The sequence below is a fragment of the Vibrio sp. OPT41 genome (genome assembly GCF_015163595.1).
Lineage (GTDB): Bacteria > Pseudomonadota > Gammaproteobacteria > Enterobacterales > Vibrionaceae > Vibrio > Vibrio alginolyticus.
On sequence record NZ_JADDYH010000023.1, the window covers coordinates 1 to 18,631 of the forward strand.

Annotated in this window: 13 protein-coding genes and 1 tRNA gene; 5 read left to right on the forward strand and 9 right to left on the reverse strand. The window is 46.4% G+C overall.

Annotated features, from left to right (window positions below; genetic code table 11):
- Positions 1-8 precede the first annotated feature (8 nt).
- The 3 genes from IQP38_RS11255 (at position 9) to IQP38_RS11265 (ending at position 3,751) form a co-directional block, all read left to right on the forward strand.
- A tRNA-Asp gene (locus IQP38_RS11255) sits at positions 9-85 on the forward strand.
- 940 nt (positions 86-1,025) lie between these two features.
- Positions 1,026-2,597, forward strand: a complete 1,572-nt coding sequence (locus tag IQP38_RS11260) for an ABC-F family ATP-binding cassette domain-containing protein (protein WP_054575314.1) — start codon at positions 1,026-1,028, stop codon at positions 2,595-2,597.
- A complete protein-coding gene (locus tag IQP38_RS11265) occupies positions 2,594-3,751 on the forward strand; it encodes an MFS transporter (protein ID WP_193837580.1) in 1,158 nt (385 codons plus the stop codon). The genes IQP38_RS11260 and IQP38_RS11265 overlap by 4 nt, the downstream gene beginning before the upstream one ends.
- Before the next feature lie 74 nt (positions 3,752-3,825).
- On the opposite strand, the gene fis is transcribed toward IQP38_RS11265, so the two are convergent.
- From fis to IQP38_RS11310, 9 genes are all read right to left on the reverse strand, one after another.
- On the reverse strand, positions 3,826-4,122 hold the full coding sequence (gene fis, locus IQP38_RS11270; RefSeq protein WP_000462885.1) for a DNA-binding transcriptional regulator Fis: 297 nt from the start codon (positions 4,120-4,122) through the stop codon (positions 3,826-3,828).
- Between the two features lie 23 nt (positions 4,123-4,145).
- Entirely contained in the window at positions 4,146-5,114 is a 969-nt protein-coding gene (gene dusB, locus IQP38_RS11275) for a tRNA dihydrouridine synthase DusB (RefSeq protein WP_005382505.1), read from the reverse strand.
- A gap of 139 nt (positions 5,115-5,253) precedes the next feature.
- Positions 5,254-6,141, reverse strand: a complete 888-nt coding sequence (gene prmA, locus IQP38_RS11280) for a 50S ribosomal protein L11 methyltransferase (protein WP_005382507.1) — start codon at positions 6,139-6,141, stop codon at positions 5,254-5,256.
- A 165-nt stretch (positions 6,142-6,306) separates the two neighbouring features.
- Positions 6,307-7,650, reverse strand: a complete 1,344-nt coding sequence (gene accC / locus IQP38_RS11285; protein ID WP_005382509.1) for an acetyl-CoA carboxylase biotin carboxylase subunit — start codon at positions 7,648-7,650, stop codon at positions 6,307-6,309.
- 14 nt (positions 7,651-7,664) lie between these two features.
- Positions 7,665-8,126, reverse strand: coding sequence for an acetyl-CoA carboxylase biotin carboxyl carrier protein (gene accB / locus IQP38_RS11290; protein WP_005386355.1), 462 nt, complete (start codon positions 8,124-8,126; stop codon positions 7,665-7,667).
- Between the two features lie 61 nt (positions 8,127-8,187).
- Positions 8,188-8,637: a type II 3-dehydroquinate dehydratase gene (gene aroQ / locus IQP38_RS11295; protein WP_005382360.1), complete on the reverse strand. Its 450-nt coding sequence runs from the start codon at positions 8,635-8,637 to the stop codon at positions 8,188-8,190.
- Between the two features lie 303 nt (positions 8,638-8,940).
- Positions 8,941-10,893 carry an acetate--CoA ligase gene (gene acs / locus IQP38_RS11300; protein WP_054577285.1) on the reverse strand — a complete coding sequence of 651 codons (1,953 nt, stop codon included), beginning with the start codon at positions 10,891-10,893 and terminating at the stop codon, positions 8,941-8,943.
- Between the two features lie 237 nt (positions 10,894-11,130).
- Complete coding sequence (locus tag IQP38_RS11305; RefSeq protein ID WP_005382363.1) at positions 11,131-11,760, reverse strand: 3'-5' exonuclease; 630 nt, start codon at positions 11,758-11,760, stop codon at positions 11,131-11,133.
- Positions 11,761-11,793: 33 nt separating this feature from the next.
- Positions 11,794-13,620, reverse strand: a complete 1,827-nt coding sequence (locus IQP38_RS11310; protein WP_054577284.1) for a DUF294 nucleotidyltransferase-like domain-containing protein — start codon at positions 13,618-13,620, stop codon at positions 11,794-11,796.
- A gap of 233 nt (positions 13,621-13,853) precedes the next feature.
- On the opposite strand from IQP38_RS11310, the gene IQP38_RS11315 reads away from it, so the two are divergent.
- Both IQP38_RS11315 and IQP38_RS11320 read left to right on the forward strand, forming a co-directional pair.
- On the forward strand, positions 13,854-15,041 hold the full coding sequence (locus IQP38_RS11315; RefSeq protein WP_042523701.1) for a 3-phenylpropionate MFS transporter: 1,188 nt from the start codon (positions 13,854-13,856) through the stop codon (positions 15,039-15,041).
- Between the two features lie 135 nt (positions 15,042-15,176).
- Positions 15,177-18,608: a PAS-domain containing protein gene (locus tag IQP38_RS11320; RefSeq protein ID WP_193837581.1), complete on the forward strand. Its 3,432-nt coding sequence runs from the start codon at positions 15,177-15,179 to the stop codon at positions 18,606-18,608.
- The last annotated feature ends 23 nt before the right edge of the window (positions 18,609-18,631 follow it).

The following is an 18,631-nucleotide window of genomic DNA, read 5'->3' on the forward strand; positions in this document are numbered from 1 at the left end:
ACCACTGCGGAGTGGTAGTTCAGTTGGTTAGAATACCGGCCTGTCACGCCGGGGGTCGCGGGTTCGAGTCCCGTCCACTCCGCCACTTATATTAAGCCCCAGTCGAAAGACTGGGGCTTTTTTCGTTTTGGTTCCCCGACTTACCTTAAACCCACTTTCATATTGAAACCTTGCATCGAGAGGCCGGCTTCCCTCTGGCGATGCTTTCTAAGCCCTGTTATGAGTGAAGTGGAACTCAGTTTTGTGTGGTTTCTACTGAACCGGGTCCTAGTATCGAGCGCTAGTTCTCAGCCCTTGTGCTTACTTACCAAAGCTTCCTTTATTATTACCTGGAAAATTTATTCACTAGGTTATGTTATTTTCGGGGGAGATTTCTCTGCTTTAGATGTTTTGATTTAGCCATAGGCGCTTATTAATATAAACTCAGCGCATTTAAAACTTTCCAAACATGGATTTTGTTTTGTCGACCTATTTAAGCCAGTGTCTTAAAGTATATTCGCTACTTCTTCCCTCTAACCCTCTCCAACCTTCAAAGCCACCACTACGTACGTATAACGTGAGCGGTATAGGTGCTTTCATAGCTGTGTTTGCTGAGTAAGCAGTTCACCTGGCACATTGACTGAGGAAAAGTCTTCTTTCTGTGGACCTTCGTGTAAGTCACGATAGTTTTAATAATTATCTGGTACTTTTTATTCTAAAGGTGTACGCTTCACATCGAATATTTTTTCAACAGTAAATCATGTTATATCTCTTGTTTAAAAGCTTTGTAAGAAGGCTGAACTCCATGCAAAAAACGCGATGAAGTGTTGCTCGGAGTCTTAAATTAATCTTCATCAGGTGTTTTATGTGTGGGTAGCTTCGCTGAAGTTATACGCAGGAGCTTGTACACCTGATAAAAGAGAAGAGATGGCCGGTGATATTTCATCATCGGCCTTTTTGTATCTGTTAAGCAGCTACAAAGCATTACCCAGTATTGAAATAAGGGCCGGTATTGATCACCGGCCCTTTTTTATTTGGTTGAAAACATGAGTATTTTACAAGTTAAAAATTTGTCTTATCAGATAGCTGATAAGACGTTATACAACAACGTGACCTTTCGTATTAACGTGGGAGAGAAAATAGGTATCACCGGAGCGAATGGTGTTGGAAAAAGCACCTTATTGAAACTGCTTTTCGGTGAATTATCTGCAGATAAGGGCTGCATTGAATGGTTACCAAACCTTGAGGTGGGGTATTTAGAACAACATTTTAAGATCGATAATGTGCTGACAGTTCATGAGTGTTTAAAGGGCTCTTTTGAGAGTTTATACGCTGCAGAGCAAAAGCTTTGGACTTTGTATCATGCGATGACCGAGTCTCACTCTACATCTCTTTTAAGCCAAGTCGCTCGGCTACAGGCATATTTAGAAGATGAAGACTTCTATGCAATTAATACCAAAATTGAACGAGTTGCTGTAGGTCTTGGTATTTATCAATTTGGCTTAGATACACCGCTTATCTCGCTAAGTGGCGGTCAAAGGCACAAAGTCCTTTTAGGCAGGTTGTTACTTCGCAACCCCGATGTGTTAATTCTTGATGAGCCGACAAACTATCTTGATGCTCCGCACATTGAATGGCTAGTCACGTTTCTCAATGATTACATTGGTACCGTTTTACTGGTTTCTCATGATGTTGATTTTCTTAATCAAGTAGCGACCAGTATTTGTGATATTGATTATCAAACGGTTCGAAAATACAGCGGTACTTATGTCAAAGCAATGCAGCAAAAGCAGCACGACGGTGCTTTATTAGAAAAGCAATATAAGGCTCAGCAAAGTGAAATTCGAAAGTTAGAGAAATTTATTGCCCAAAATGGTGCAGGAGTTAACGCGAGTCTTGCTAAAGGGCGTAAGAAGAGACTGGATAAAATCGAACGTATTCAACTGAATCATGTAGAGAAAGTATCGACGTTTGACTTTGCTTACCAGCCCATTGAGCAACCGAATGTGGTTGAGGCAAAAGCGTTGATGATCGGTTATCAGCAGCCTCTGCTTCCAGTATTTGATATCACGTTAGCGCGCGGGGAAAAGTTGGTTGTTGCTGGCTTTAACGGCGTGGGTAAGTCGACCTTACTTAAAACCCTGATGGGGAAGATCGAGCCACTCTCTGGTGAGGTGGTATTGGCAAAAGGTGCAATGATTGGTTATTTTTCTCAAGATTTGTCTTGGCGCCATCCTCAGAACACGCCTGAACAGGAGCTGTGCTCTTGTGCGCCAACAATCTCAAGCAAAGAGTCACGCAAGCTATTAGCTCGCTTTGGGATCACGGGGGATAAGACGCAGCGCCACTTAGATACATTGAGCGGTGGTGAGCAAACTCGGGTGAAACTGTGTTGTTTATCGGTTCAGAAATGCAATGTTTTGCTGTTGGACGAACCAACAACACATTTGGATAGCAGTAGTAAAAATGCGCTTAAAGAGGCTCTCCAGCGCTTTTCCGGTAGCGTGATTGTGGTATCTCATGAGAAGGCATTTTTGCAATCTTGGCCTGATAGAGTTTTAGATATTTCGTTGCTCACTTGTGCTGAATCGGAAACAGAACAGGAGGTGGAGCTATGATGCAGTCCATGATCCTATTTCTCGTTGCTTTTCTTGTTGGTGCTGATGAGTTGATGCTTGGATCTATTCTTGAACCCATCGGAAATGATTTAAGTGTTCAACCGAGTCAGGTGACCTTATTTATTACGGCATATAGTTTAGCCATAGCAATTTGCGCTCCTTACTTGGGCCGTTTATCAGACCGAGTTGGGCGTATTCGTATCATGGTGCCTGCTTGCTTTGTATTTGGGGTTGCGTCTATTACGACGGGCATAGTTCATGATTTTGAACTTGCTATTGCAACTCGAGTGATCACTGGTATTGCAAGTGCAGGCATGTTGCCAATTGCATTCGCGTTAGCGGGAGACGCGAAGGGTAATAGAGCGATGCGTCAAATTGTGATGGTTCAGGCGGGATTAACGCTAGGTATGATAACTAGCCCGGCGATCGGAGCATTGTTGACCCAGCTTTTATCATGGCGTGCCGCTTTTATTATTTTGGGCGTTGCGGCTCTTCTTGTCGGTGCTATGAGCGTAGTGTTCATGAACAACAAGCATAATGAGTCCAAGAAGTCAGATACTCTGCCACCTATCACAGACGTCATTCATGTTCCTGGCGCGTTGAGGGCGATTCTAGCGATGTGTTTAGGTTTAGGGGGAGGTATTGGTGTATTTAACCTGATAGGCCTTCATATTCGACATACCAGCGATTTGGCGCTCGGTTGGGTGGGCGCTATTTATGCAGCTCTAGGGATCGTGAGTGTGGTTGGAAATATGTGCGTGGCGAGAGCTTCTCGCTGGCTTGGTAGCTCTCGAGCCGTTATGCGAGTGGCCTTAATGGTGTGCATACCTTGTAGTGCATGGGTGTTCTCAAATGAGATGAGTACGGTGACCGCTTATCTTCCAGCTCTAGTGCTCTGGTCTCTCGCTGGAGGGGTTGGTTCTCCGGCATTACAAGCACATATCGCAAGCTTATCTGATGAATATCGAGGTGTGTTAATGTCTTTTGGAATGAGTATGATGCACTTTGGTGTCGCGACTTGGTCTGCCTTGGCGGGCTTCGCGTATTCTGTAGGCAATGAATGGGTCGCTTTCGTGGCTTTCCTATTGTTTGGCTCAGCAGTAGTTATCTTAAAGCCAGTTGGTAATACTGAACAAAGTGAGCGTTATTCGTAGTGTTTTAGTAGATAAAGAAAAGCCGTTACCTAAAAAGGTAACGGCTTGTTCCAAATACTTTTTGAAAAACGGTCTTAGTTCATGCCGTATTTCTTAAGTTTCTTGCGAAGAGTACCGCGGTTGATACCCATCATAGTTGCTGCGCGAGTTTGGTTACCGCGAGTGTACTGCATGATAGTATCTAGTAGTGGCTGTTCAACTTCAGCTAGAACTAATTCGTATAGTTCTGTTACTTCCTGGCCGTTTAGTTGAGCAAGGTAGTTTTTAAGAGACGCTTTAACAGAGTCACGTAAAGGCTTCTGAGTAATCTGGTCTTGTGACGTTACTGTAGTTACTGTTAATGCTTCTGAAGTCAGATTTTGTTCGAACATATTCGGTCTAGCTCTTCTCTTAATTATGATGCAACGTTATCAAAATAACCTTCTAACGCCTCAATTTGCAGCGGAGCTGCGTCGATAGCGTTGAAGGTACGGCGAAACTCACTTGCCTGTTCATGCTCTTTCAGGTACCACCCAACGTGCTTGCGCGCGATACGTGGACCTAAGAACTCCCCATAAAACTCATGCAGAGCATTTACATGACCAAGCATAATGGTTTTCACTTCCTCAGTTGGAAGTTCCTCCATTGTGGTGCCGTTTTCCAAATAGTGATGGATTTCCTGGAAAATCCAAGGACGACCCTGGGCAGGGCGTCCAATCATTAAAGCGTCCGCACCGGTGTACTCCAGTACAAATTTGGCTTTCTCCGGGCTATCGATATCACCGTTCGCGATAACCGGAATTGAAATCGCCTCTTTTACCGCTTTAATGCTGTCATATTCGGCCTCACCTTTGTACATACATGCTTTCGTTCTGCCATGCAGAGCAAGAGCTTGTATGCCGCAGTTTTCGGCTAATTTAGCGATCTGGACACAGTTCTTGTTGTCTGTATCCCAGCCAGTTCGAGTCTTTAACGTTACAGGAACGTCCACTGCATTCACGACCGCTTTCAAAATCTCTTCGATAATGTTTGGGTATTGAAGCAGAGCAGAGCCCGCTAGCTTCTTATTCACTTTTTTTGCCGGGCAGCCCATGTTGATGTCGATGATTTGTGCACCGTTCTCAACACTGAATTGAGCTGCGTCCGCCATAAGCTGTGGATCGGAACCCGCAATCTGTACAGAGCGAATGCCCGATTCGCCCTCGTGTACCATGCGCTGTTTCGACTTTGACGTTCCCCATAGTTTTGGGTTAGCAGACATCATTTCACTGACGGCCATTCCCGCACCATAGCGAAGACACAACTCGCGAAACGGTCTATCCGTTACACCAGCCATAGGGGCTACGATTAGATTGTTCTTAAGTTGATAGTTTCCGATTTTCAAAACGTCATCACAGTTCTGTACCAGCAAGGGCGCGCATTTTACGCATTTTTTCACTGCGTGAAAAGACTAATATTTGAGCATTTACAAATTGTTTTTGTAAATTGTATGAATTTCAAACAATTAGCTCTGAAAACCTTGTCTAGCCTTGCTTACGACCAGAGATGCGACACCATTCACTTTGCTCAACAATCGGGTCAATGTGAAGCTCGTCACGGTAATAGTTCGCAACATCTTCAGCTTGAGTGTCTAATACGCCGGACATAGCGAGGTCGCCATTTGGCTTAACTAGTCCTTTGATGATAGGTGCAAGTTCACGTAAAGGTCCCGCAAGGATGTTGGCCACAACGACGTCAGCGACGAGACCTTCTGGTTGATTTTGCGGTAAGTAAACTTCTAGTTTGTCTGCAACGCCATTACGCTCAGCATTGTCTTTTGAAGCAAGCAGGGCTTGAGGATCAATGTCGATCCCTATCACTTTTTCAGCGCCCAGTTTGATCGCTGCGATCGCAAGAATACCTGAGCCACAACCGAAGTCGATAACGGTCTTACCGCTTAAGTCCATGCTTTCTAGCCACTCAAGACAAAGTGCTGTTGTAGGGTGAGTACCCGTACCGAATGCAAGGCCTGGATCCAACATAACATTAACAGCGTCAGGATCTGGAATGTCGCGCCAGCTTGGACAAATCCATAAGCGTTCACCAAATTTCATTGGGTGGAAGTTTTCCATCCATTCGCGTTCCCAGTCTTTATCTTCAAGCTGTTCTACTTTGTAAGCAAAATTGTCAGCCAGCATATTGCTCGCTTTAATTTGGTCGATGATGAAGTTAGTGTCTGCTTCTGCATCATACAGTGCCAGAATATCAGTATCGCCCCATAAGCGAGTTTCGCCAGGTAGAGGTTCGAATACAGGTGTATCCTGCGCGTCTAAGAATGTAACAGACAGCGCGCCAGTCTCTTCCATTAGCATATCGCCGATTTGCTCAGCGTTTTCATTGGTCGCGTTGAGTTTGATTTGAATCCAAGGCATTGGTTTTTGCTCTTAAAGTGAATGAAGTGGCGCAGAGTTTACCAGAACTCTACGATTTGTTTGAGTATATACCCAAATAAGCCGATTTATATGTTGAGCCCTTCGCGTACATATAAAACAAAAATGCCCACGGGAGTGGGCATTTTTTAAGACGTTTGCTTAGGCTTATTGTAAGCCAAGCTTCTTCTCTAGGTAGTGGATGTTTGCACCACCGTGTTGGAAGTTTTCGTCATTCATAATGGAGAATTGCAGTGGCACGTTAGTTTTGATGCCTTCGATGATCATCTCACCCAGTGCGTTCTTCATACGTGCAATCGCTACATCACGGTTCTCACCGTAAGTGATCAGTTTACCAATCATTGAATCGTAATGAGGTGGTACTGTGTAGCCTGTGTAGATATGAGATTCCCAACGTACACCCATACCGCCAGGAGCGTGGAAACGCTCGATCTTACCCGGAGATGGTAGGAAGCGCTCAGGGTCTTCTGCGTTGATACGACACTCAATCGCATGGCCACGGATCTTAATATCATCTTGAGTGAATGACAGAGGCTGACCCGCTGCAACGCGAAGCTGTTCTTTGATTAGGTCGATGCCAGTAACCATCTCTGTTACTGGGTGCTCTACCTGAATACGAGTGTTCATTTCGATGAAGTAGAACTCACCGTTCTCGTATAGGAATTCAAACGTACCTGCGCCGCGGTAACCGATCTCGATACATGCACGAGTACAGCGTTCACCGATGTACTTACGCATTTCTTCGGTGATACCAGGTGCTGGAGCTTCTTCCACTACTTTTTGGTGACGACGTTGCATTGAACAGTCACGCTCACCAAGGTGGATTGCGCCGCCTTGACCGTCAGCAATAACCTGAACTTCAACGTGACGAGGGTTTTCTAGGAATTTCTCCATGTAAACCATGTCATTGTTGAACGCCGCTTTTGCTTCAGCACGTGTCATTGCAATAGCTTGGATAAGGTCTTTCTCTGCGCGAACAACACGCATACCACGACCGCCGCCGCCGCCAGATGCTTTGATGATTACTGGGTAACCAATGCGCTTAGCAAATGCTTTGTTTTTCTCTTCGTCATTGTCTAGAGGGCCGTCAGAACCCGGTACACAAGGAACGCCTGCTTTCTTCATTGCATTGATAGCAGATACTTTATCGCCCATTAGGCGGATAGTGTCTGCCTTTGGGCCAACGAAGATGAAACCACTGCGCTCAACTTGCTCTGCGAAGTCTGCGTTCTCAGACAGGAAGCCGTAACCTGGGTGGATAGCCACAGCACCAGTCACTTCTGCTGCAGAAATGATGCGTGGAATGTTTAGGTAGCTGTCGATACCACGAGCAGGGCCGATACATACGGTTTCGTCTGCGAGTAGTACGTGCTTAAGATCGCGATCCGCTGTTGAGTGAACAGCGACGGTCTTAATACCTAATTCTTTACAAGCGCGAAGAATACGAAGTGCAATTTCACCTCGGTTCGCGATGACTACTTTGTCTAGCATAAGGCAAGCCCCGCTTATTCGATTACAACAAGAGGTTGGTCGAATTCAACTGGTTGGCCGTCTTCAGCTAGGATTGCTGTAACAACGCCAGATTTGTCCGCTTCGATTTGGTTCATCATTTTCATTGCTTCAACAATACATAGAGTATCGCCAGCATTTACTTTCTGACCCACTTCTACGAATGCTTTAGAGTCTGGGCTTGGAGAGCGGTAGAAAGTACCAACCATTGGAGAAAGAACTTGGTGACCTGCAGGTGTTGCTGCTGGAGCTTCTGCTGCTGGCGCTTCCGCTACTGGTGCCGCTGCTACTGGAGCAGGTGCCGCCGCTGGAGCTGCTGCGTAGTGAATTGGTGCTTGAGGAGCTGCAGTGCCATGACGGCTGATGCGCACTGACTCTTCACCTTCAGAGATCTCTAGCTCAGCAATGCCAGACTCTTCAACTAACTCAATTAGCTTCTTGATTTTACGAATATCCATCTTTTCTTTCTCTTTTATCTTGTGATTAAGACAACCCTCGTAGGGTTGCAGAGTGTTAGGGTTACTTTGCCTGTAGCTTATTGATCGCTGCAGACAGAGCAAATTCATAACCTTGTGCGCCTAAACCGCAAATCACACCCTCTGCTTTATCTGACAGATAAGAGTGATGACGGAATGGTTCACGTGCGTGCACATTTGATAAGTGCACCTCAATAAATGGGATGGCGACGCCAAGTAATGCATCTCGCAGCGCCACACTAGTATGAGTGAAAGCCGCTGGATTGATGATGATGAAGTCAATCTTGCCATAGGCAGCGTGAATGGCTTCAATCAGTTCGTACTCACGATTTGATTGTAGGTGTTCCAGTTCTACCCCAGCGTTATGGGCTTGCTCTGTAAGAGTATCCACAACTTGAGCTAAGGTACTGTGACCATAGTGTGTCGGTTCGCGCAGACCCAATAGATTAAGATTTGGTCCGTTTAGAACAAGAATCCGTGACTTTGCAGACATTGTGTTGCTATCTTCCCTTATCGTGAGTGGAACGTTTATATTCCCAAATATACGATAGTTCAGCACGATTTTTTTGTTAAAACCGAGCAAATTTTAAAAAATCGACCAAGATTATAGCTAATTCATAGCAATTAGCAGCAATTTACTGGTCTAATCTCCTAATAGCCACTCTCGTTTCTGTAACCAAGTTAACAAAAACAACATAATTGCCATATTTTTTTTGTGGCCAATTTGTGCACTAAAGCAAAAAACCGCCATGAGTGATGGCGGTTTTTAAAGTGCTTTTAAAACAGTTGGTTGAATTTATGCCAATTCTGCTTTCTCTGCGATAAGCTTGTCTACCACGCTCGGATCGGCAAGCGTTGACGTGTCTCCGAGGTTGCTTGTATCGCCCGTTGCAATCTTACGCAGGATTCGACGCATTATCTTACCAGAACGAGTCTTCGGTAAGGAATCTGTCCAGTGCAGTACATCTGGTGTCGCGATTGGACCAATCTCTTTACGCACCCAATCTTTAACTTCTTTGTGCAGCTCAGCTGACGGGAATTCACCATCGTTCAATGTAATGTAAGCGTAGATAGCTTGGCCTTTGATGTCATGTGGAATACCAACAATCGCCGCTTCTGCAATCTTGTGGTGCGCCACTAGCGCTGATTCAATTTCAGCGGTACCCATACGGTGACCCGACACGTTTAGTACGTCATCAACACGGCCAGTGATCCAGTAGTAGCCGTCTTCGTCACGACGAGCACCATCACTAGTAAAGTACATTCCCTTGAAGGTTGAGAAGTAGGTCTGTTCAAAGCGTTCGTGGTCGCCATAAACAGTACGCATCTGACCTGGCCATGAATCAAGGATCACCAAGTTACCTTCTGCTGTGGTTTCTTCAATGATGTTGCCCATGTTATCAACCAGTGCAGGTTGGACTCCGAAGAATGGTCGAGTTGCTGAGCCTGGTTTTAAGTCTGTTGCGCCTGGTAGTGGTGCAATTAAGATACCGCCGGTCTCTGTTTGCCACCAAGTATCAACGATAGGCGAGCTCTCGTTACCAATCGTTTTGTAGTACCACTCCCACGCTTCAGGGTTGATAGGCTCACCTACTGAACCCATTACACGTAAGCTTGAACGTGATGTCCCTGCTACCGCTTCGTTACCTTTTGCCATTAGTGCACGAATAGCGGTTGGCGCAGTGTAGAGAATGTTCACTTGGTGCTTATCAACCACTTCACTCATACGAGCCGTGCTTGGGTAGTTTGGAACACCTTCAAACAGAATGGTTTTGGCCCCGTTCGCTAGTGGACCATAAATTAGGTAAGTATGGCCTGTAATCCAGCCCACATCCGCGGTACACCAGAAGGTTTCACCTGGTTGATAATCGAAGACATATTTAAAGGTCATTGCCGCGTAGACGAGGTAACCGCCTGTAGTATGTAGTACGCCTTTAGGTTTACCTGTCGAGCCAGATGTGTAGAGGATGAACAGCGGGTCTTCGGCTTTCATCTCTTCTGGTGGGCAAACGTCAGAAACGTTGGCTGTTGCTTCGTGCCACCAAACATCACGGTGTTCATGCCATTCAACATCACCACCTGTACGTTTAAGCACGACGACTTTATTGATGGTTTTTACGTCTGGGTTGGTTAGTGCTTCATCCACGTTCTTTTTCAGTGGAACAGCGCGTCCGCCACGTACGCCTTCGTCAGCGGTGATCACGACTTTAGCGTCAGAGTCGATGATACGGCCGGATAGTGCTTCTGGTGAGAAACCGCCAAATACTACGGTGTGAACCGCACCAATACGGGTACAAGCGAGCATCGCCACTGCGGCTTCTGGCACCATTGGCATGTATAGACACACCACGTCGCCCTTGCGTACGCCTTGCTCTTTCAATGCGTTGGAGAATTTACACACTTCTTTGTGCAGTTCGTTGAAAGTGAGTGTTTTGTCGTCGGCTGGATCATCGCCTTCCCAAATGATGGCGACGTCGTCCCCGTGTTCTGCAAGATGACGGTCAATACAGTTAGCCGAGACGTTCAGTGTGCCATCTTCAAACCAGCGAATATCAACATGGCCAGTGTCGAAAGAAGTGCTTTTTACTTTGGTGAAAGGTTTGATCCAATCAACGATTTTGCCGTGCTCGCTCCAGAAGCCCTCTGGATCGGTTACCGACTGCTGATACATGGCTAAGTAAGTATCATTATCCGCGTGTGTATGAGTTTTAATATTTTCTTTTACCGGATAAACGTGGGCTTCGCTCATGGCTTCTCTCCTTGTGCCTTATTTCTCGGCCTTACACCAATCTAGATAAGATTTTGAATATATTTTTGTAGGGCTGTTTTTTGGTTCTAAATAACTTGGTCGTGGTAATGACGACGTTGTGCTTATAACTGTCAGTCACCGCGCGTATTTCCACAATTAGACTTTAGGATGAGAGTGATGGAAGCGCCGGGAAATCGCTGAAACAAAAGTATTTCTGGGAGCTAGGTCAACTGATTTTTATGTATACGGCGCGGTTAGGTTGGGTAAATCGCCTTTCGTTAAGCGGACAAAGACCAAAGCGGCAGAAATCGCGTCTTGCAAGGCGTCGTGTTTGTCTTGGATAGGAAGTTCGAGGTGTTTACAAATGGCATCCAGACTTAAGTCGAAATAGGCATTCGGCAAATGTCGTTCCAACTTATCGTGATAAATCTGACTGACCTCGATAAGTGGGTTAGGAAGTGGGAAGCCAAGTTGCCGCAGACAAGCAAGGTCTAAGATCTTTTTATCGTAACGAATGTGATAGCCCACAAGTGGTCGGTTGCCGATAAAGTCGAGCAGCTCGAGCAGCGCCTCTTTTTCACTGATGCCATCGACTAAGTCTTGGTGGCGAATTCGATGGATCTTGACCGAGCCTGAGTCGAGCGATTGCGGCGCGCGTAAGCGGACTTCAAATGGTTGACTGGTGATGATGCGGTTGTCGATGATCTTGGTGGCTGCAATAGTCACCAGCTCGGCGCGATTTGGGTCAAGGCTGGTGGTTTCGCAGTCAAGAGAGACGTATTCTGTTTTATCTGGCGTGCAAAACAGCGACTGATAAGGCGAGCCTTTCAATTTGTAATGCCAGTATTTGCGTTGTAACCAGTTCATTGCCTACGCCTCTGTGATTTATGAAAATCAGGGTTAATCACGAATTTGATAATGGAAGCCTAAAAATTGCTTAAATTTCTTCACCACATGTAAGCTGTGGCGAAGCAAATCACGCTCAGTTCTATCCAGTTGTTTAATATCAATGTTATTCAACGCTTCTTGCTTTTTGAGTTGCTGATTAAGACGAAGTTTAAAGAACAATTTCAGTGCTTCGTTGAGATTATCTGCCGTTTCGGATTCTAAGATGCGCTTATTTCTCAGAGCTTCAATGCGTTCAAACGTGTTCTTCTCTTCAATGGCATACTCCAAAGACAAGGCGCGAATGCCGTGTACAATTGGGAAAATACCGCCGCGTTTAATGTCCAATCCGTCTTTAGCACTTTTTACGTTGCCAAATAGAGTTAGGGGCACCGAAAACTGCAAGGCAGGGCGAGTAAAGTCAGACAATATCAACATGCGATCTTTCATTGTGTCACGAAGATGCGCCGCAATTGGAGCCAGCAGCTCGCAATTCCCAGCAACAGCATGGGCGTCACTGAAAATAGCTAAGTCCATGATTTGTTCTGGTTCGGCTTTAGCTATCCAGTGGTTTAGGGTACTTATCCATTCTTGCTGTGTTTTGACCCATTTCGGGTTGTTAACCATCACTTTACCAGGGCAAAGTGGATAACCGAGCTGTTGTAGGGTGTGTGTGAAGGATCGCATCACTTGTTCGCAATGAGGCCATTCCAAACCATCTTGAATAATCAGGGCATTGTCTTGATCGGTTTTGAGAATTTGCTCTCCTCGGCCTTCAGAGCCGAGTACGATCAAGCAACAATGGTCGTGCAAGGCTGGTGGTATCACTAACTCGAACGCTTTCTCGATAATTTGTTCGTTTACGGCTGAGATAAGCTCCATGATGAAGCGAGTGCGGATGCCGTTTTTCAATAAGCTCTCGACCAATTGACGTTGGCGGTTTGAGGCCAAAGCGAGCTCTTCCACGCTACTTGCTCGAGCAATACTGAGCGTTAACACGTGAGAGTGGGTTGAGAACGCGCTGAGAATTTGGGTCATATCCAGCATGCCGACGGCTCTGTTGCCTTCACATACCATGAGGCGTTTCATTCTATTTCTGGTCATTGTGATCATGGCGTTGAATAGAAAGTCACCATCATCAACGTGATAAACAGGAAAGCTCGCGATCTCACCCACTGGTGTGTCGAGCGCGCAACCATCTATCATCACAGAATGCAGCATATTAGTACGAGTCACTATTGCGTACGGGTGGGCTGATGGCCATTTTTCCAATCGTGGATCATCGCCATGGAGTTGAACCAATGCAGCGTCAATCCCATTTTCTTTTAAGGCACGCGTTACCTCGTGAATTGGTGTATTTGGTTCAAGGATCATCGGTGGGTGATAAATGCTGCGGTCAACTTTAGTGAGAATAAACTCCGCTAAGTTTTGCTGTTGATGGGCCGCTTCGATGAGCTCTTGCCGTTTCGATAAATTGTTATCGAAATAGGCTGCAAACTGGCCATTTTCGTTGTAAAGGGCAAGGAAAACTTCTTTCGGCAGTAGGTAAGAGAGCGTGTCCTCAAGCGCGATGTAGTGATGACGTACCTTGTCTTCAAGTAACGAGCGTACATCGAACATATCGTCGTTGGCATAATGTGCGAACACTTCCTGTTGATCGTTGGAGCGCTCTTCTACCGCGCCTTTGATCAGAATATGTAAGTGGGGGTTCTTCTGTCCGCAGGATAAAATAACATCTCGAGCTCGATAGTAGGCGACGTCCAGAGACGATCGCAGTCGCGTTTGTTGTGCTTCAGTTAAGCGATCGAACGGTGGAGATTGCATGTTAAATTTGTCAGGCATGAGAACACCCAATAATGATGGAAGGAACACTCTCTAAGTCTGACAAATTTCTTACCGGAAGCCAGACGACTTTGGTCTAAATTACGATGTTTTCGCTTGAAGATGCCAAATGTCGCAAAGTTAGTATTCCATCGAGGAAACGATAAGTTTCTTATTCTTCCCTTTTTATAATACGCATGGCGATCCATAATTCCCGGCTCGAACGTTGGTGTTCCCGTTTTAGGATATTAGTAATGTTGAAACCTTCTCCGTATGGCTGGATTTCCCAGTACTTTCTCGGATTCTTCTTTGCGTATGGCGTGTATCTGCCATTTTGGTCACTTTGGTTTAAGGATCAGGGCGTATCTTCGACAGATATCGGTTTGCTGGTCGGGTTAGGCCTTGCGACACGTTGTGTTGCCAATATCGTGATCACCCCACGAGTACACAAAGTCGAACATCTTATGCCTGCTTTACGTTGGTTGAGTTTCGCTGCCCTCCTTTTTGTTGGATTTCACTTTTTTACGGGTGGTAGCTTTTGGTTAATGGCACTAGCGACAGTGTTGTTCAATCTTTGTTGTGGACCGATTATTCCGTTGTCGGACGCGATGGCAAATTACTACGCTCGCCTGAAAATGCTCGATTATGGCCGCACGCGGCTATGGGGTTCGATCGCCTTTATCGCAGGCTCGACGGCAGTGGGCTACCTGGTGGCTGAATTTGGCTCCGATATGATCTTGTACACTGCGATGTTCGGCGTGTTTATCTCGTTGCTGTTTGCTATGCGACCGACTAACCCAATGCCTGTAACGCACGGTGGGCAAAGCGCAGAACGTCCAAAGCTGACCGCTCTTTTGACCGACAAGCCGATACTAAAATTCTTAGTGTTGGTGTCACTAATTCAGGGCAGTCATGCGGCTTACTACGGCTTTAGTGCGATTCACTGGAAGGCCGCTGGTCACTCGGAAGATGTCATTGGCTACTTGTGGAGCTTAGGAGTGGCCGCAGAAGTGGCAGTGTTTGCATTGAGTAAGCGCTTATTCGTAGGTTGGTCGATACGCGCGCTGTTTATTGCTGCTGCCGTTGGTGTAATGATGCGTTGGGGTATTACGGCGTCGACAACATCAATTATTGCTTTGGTGGTTGTTCAACTATTGCATGGTGTGACTTTCGCTACCGCACACATTGCCGCGATCCAATATATCCAAAACTCCGAAGAAAATAAGATCGTAGCGTTGCAAGCGTTGTATAACGCGATTCCGTTGGGCGCATTTATCGCGTTAATGACCGTATTGAGTGGCTGGGGTTATGAGCACTGGGGATCGCTTGTGTTCTGGGGCATGGCCGCGATGGGGTTATTGGCTCTGTTCATCAAGCTTGATTCGCAAGACCCACATCAGGTGGTTGATGTATCAGACAAGCCACTTGAAACACAGAATTAGACTTATGTAACAAAGGTTAAAAACTAAGCTTTGTCTCCGTTATCAAAGCAGTGTTAAATGAAACCTCTCCCTCATGGAGAGGTTTTTTTATTCTCTTGCTTTAAAAGTAGCAAGAAAGGCAAGAAAGGATATCGGATGCAAGGATGGCTGGTGGTTCCCGTTTCTTTAGCGTATTTGGGAGCTTTATTTATCATCGCGTGGTACGGCGACATTCAGAAAAGGTGGCTAGCGCGCTGGCGGCCTTGGATTTATAGCCTTTCCATTGCGGTGTACTGTACATCGTGGACCTTCTACGGCACGGTCGGGCAGGCCAGCAGTAATCCTTGGTCTTTCTTGCCTATCTATATTGCTCCCATTTTAGTGTTTACCATCGGATGGCGCGTTTTAGCTCGGCTTATTTTGATTGCTAAACGGGAACACATCACGTCGATTGCTGACTTTATCGGAGCACGCTACGGTAAATCCCAAGGTTTGGCCGTGGTTGTTACGCTCATAGCGGTTGCGGGAATTTTGCCGTACATCGCTTTACAGCTGCGTGGTATCACTATGGGGCTTGAAATCATTGCTCCGGAGCTGGCTACTGATTTTGGTTATCAAAACGATAGCGTGTCGTGGTTTGTTGTGGTCGCATTGGCGATTTTTACGATGCTATTCGGTACCCGCCACATTGATAACACGGAACACCATCGTGGGATGATGATGGCAATTGCCTTCGAATCCATTATCAAACTGCTGGCTTTTTTAGTGGTTGGTGTTTTCATTGTTTGGTTGGCGATGAACACCGAGAATTTGAGCTTAATTGATGTTGCCGCACAGACGTATCAGTCACCAAATATCCCGACTATATTGATTCATACTGTACTCACGATGCTGGCGATCGTTTGCCTTCCGCGACAATTCCATACGATGGTTGTGGAAAATGAACGTGCTCAAGATTTGCACGTGGCTCGTTGGTTGTTCCCCATTTATCTGATCTTAATGGGGATTTTTGTTTTACCTATTGCGTGGGTAGGGCAAGGTCTCTTGAGTGGCGCTTCGCCTGATACTTATGTCATCAGTGTGCCGATGTCGGTAGGGGCGAGTGAAATCGCCTTACTTGCGTTTCTAGGCGGTACTTCAGCGGCAAGTGGCATGGTTATCGTATCGACGATTGCCTTAGCGATCATGGTCTCGAATGACTTGGTTATGCCATTGCTATTGCGTCGCATGCGACTGACGCAGCGTAACCATCAGCATTTTTCTGAATTATTACTGCGGATCCGCCGTGGTTTGATATTAGTTTTGTTGATTGGCGCGTGGTGTTTCTATCAAGCGTTGGACACTATTCATTCACTGTCTGCTATCGGCTTTCTCTCGTTCGCGGCTATCACGCAATTCGCTCCTGCGCTGGTTGGCGGTATGTATTGGCGTCAAGGGAATAAGAAAGGTGTGTATGTTGGCCTCGCGGTGGGTTTTGCTACCTGGTTGATTACGTTAATGAGCCAAACAGACATGCTTGCCGGAGACGCCAGTAATAACTTCCTGATCTGGTTGATTACGCCACCAGAGGTATTGGCTAGTTTTGATATCGCGATTTCAGATTGGGGGATGATCCTCAGTGTGGTCGCTAATGCAGTGTGTTTTGTTGTGGTTTCTATGGCTACCCGACCAAGCCTAAGTGAGCGCTTACAATCGGCATCATTCGTTGGTACACCGCTGCCTGAAAGCGAAAATATGAGTCTGTACCAGAGCCGCGTTACGGTTGCAGAACTGGAAATGCTAGCGTCTAGATTTGTAGGACGAACGCGAGTTAAAGCGGCGTTTCAAGCCTACTGGAGCCAGCAACGAGAAGAGTTGATGCCGAATCAACAAGCGCCATCTTCTCTGATTCGGCATACGGAGCGTGTGCTAGCAGGGGTATTTGGAGCATCTTCTGCTAAGTTAGTACTTACTTCCGCTCTGCAAGGAAGAAACATGCAGCTTGAAGAGGTGGCGACTATCGTCGATGAAGCCTCTGAACTGTACGATTTTAGTCGGGGTTTACTCCAAGGCGCGATTGAGCATATTGGACAAGGTATTGCGGTCGTCGATAAGCAACTACGCTTGGTAGCGTGGAACCAACGCTATTTAGAACTCTTTGAATTTCCGCCAGGCCTGATTCAAGTAGGTCGACCGATTGCGGATGTGATTCGGCACAATGCAGAGCAGGGGTTGTGTGGCCCTGGTGACCCTGATGACCACGTTCGTCGCCGTGTTTATCACCTTGAGCAAGGGACTCGGCACACCTCTTCTCGGGTTCGTCCCGATGGTCGCGTGATAGAGGTGCAAGGTAACCCAATGCCAGGTGGTGGCTTTGTGATGAGCTTTACCGACATCACCGTATTCCGTGATGCAGAGCAAGCACTGAAAGACGCCAACGAGACATTGGAAGAAAGGGTACGTCTGCGGACTCGAGAATTAGAACAACTCAACAAGCAGCTGGTGGAAGCGACGCAGCGCTCTGATTTGGAATCGAAGTCCAAATCACGGTTCTTGGCGGCAGTAAGCCATGACTTGATGCAACCGCTCAACGCGGCGCGTCTATTCGCATCTTCACTATCGGAAGTCGCCAAAGACAGCGAAGCCAAAAAGCTGTCAGCACACATTGAAAGTGCTTTAGAGGCTGCCGAAGACTTAATTGGAGATTTGCTGGATATCTCGCGTTTGGAATCGGGCAAGTTGGAAGTCAACGTGCATGGCTTTGCGTTAAATGATGTGTTATCGAATTTGAATGCTGAGTTTAGTGCGTTAGCCAAACAGCAAGGTATAGAGTTCACCATGATTCCGTCCTCACTCATGGTTAAGTCGGATCCCAAACTGCTGCGCCGTGTGGTGCAAAACTTCCTGACCAATGCGTTTCGTTATAACCCGAATGGCAAAGTCGCACTTGGTGTTCGCCGCGTGAAAGGGCGAGTGCGTATTGATGTATGGGATAATGGAGTGGGGATTGAAGAAGAGAAGCAGCAAGAGATTTTTGAAGAGTTTAATCGCGGAACTCAAGTTCGTTCCGACCAAGGTCTCGGACTTGGTTTGGCGATTTCGAAAGGAATTGCTCAGGTACTTGGGCATGAAATTTCGATGCGCTCTTGGGTTGGAAAAGGCAGTGTTTTTTCCATCACCCTAGATAAAGCTGATCATGTTCAGCCTCATCCAGTTCACGTGGCAATGAGTAAGCAATCTGAACTTGGTCATCTGAGAATCCTATGTGTCGATAATGAGCCTGACATTCTAGTCGGCATGGAAAACTTACTTTCCCGATGGGGCTGCGATACACGAGTTGCGATTGATTTAGTTGAAAGTCTACAAGCGCTTGAGGATGGTTGGATTCCGGATGTAATTTTCTCCGATTACCGACTTGATGATGGTCGTACTGGTTTAGAAGTGCTACAGCAATGCCGCCTGAGATTAGGCCACAGCTTTGAAGGCGTCATCATCAGTGCAGATCGTACCGATGATATGCTTGATGGCATCAAAGCAAATGGGTTCAGCTTTATTGCTAAGCCAGTTAAGCCGCTTAAGCTGCGTTCGGTGCTCAATCGAGTTGCTTAGGATTGGAGTGTTTGAAAAATCGC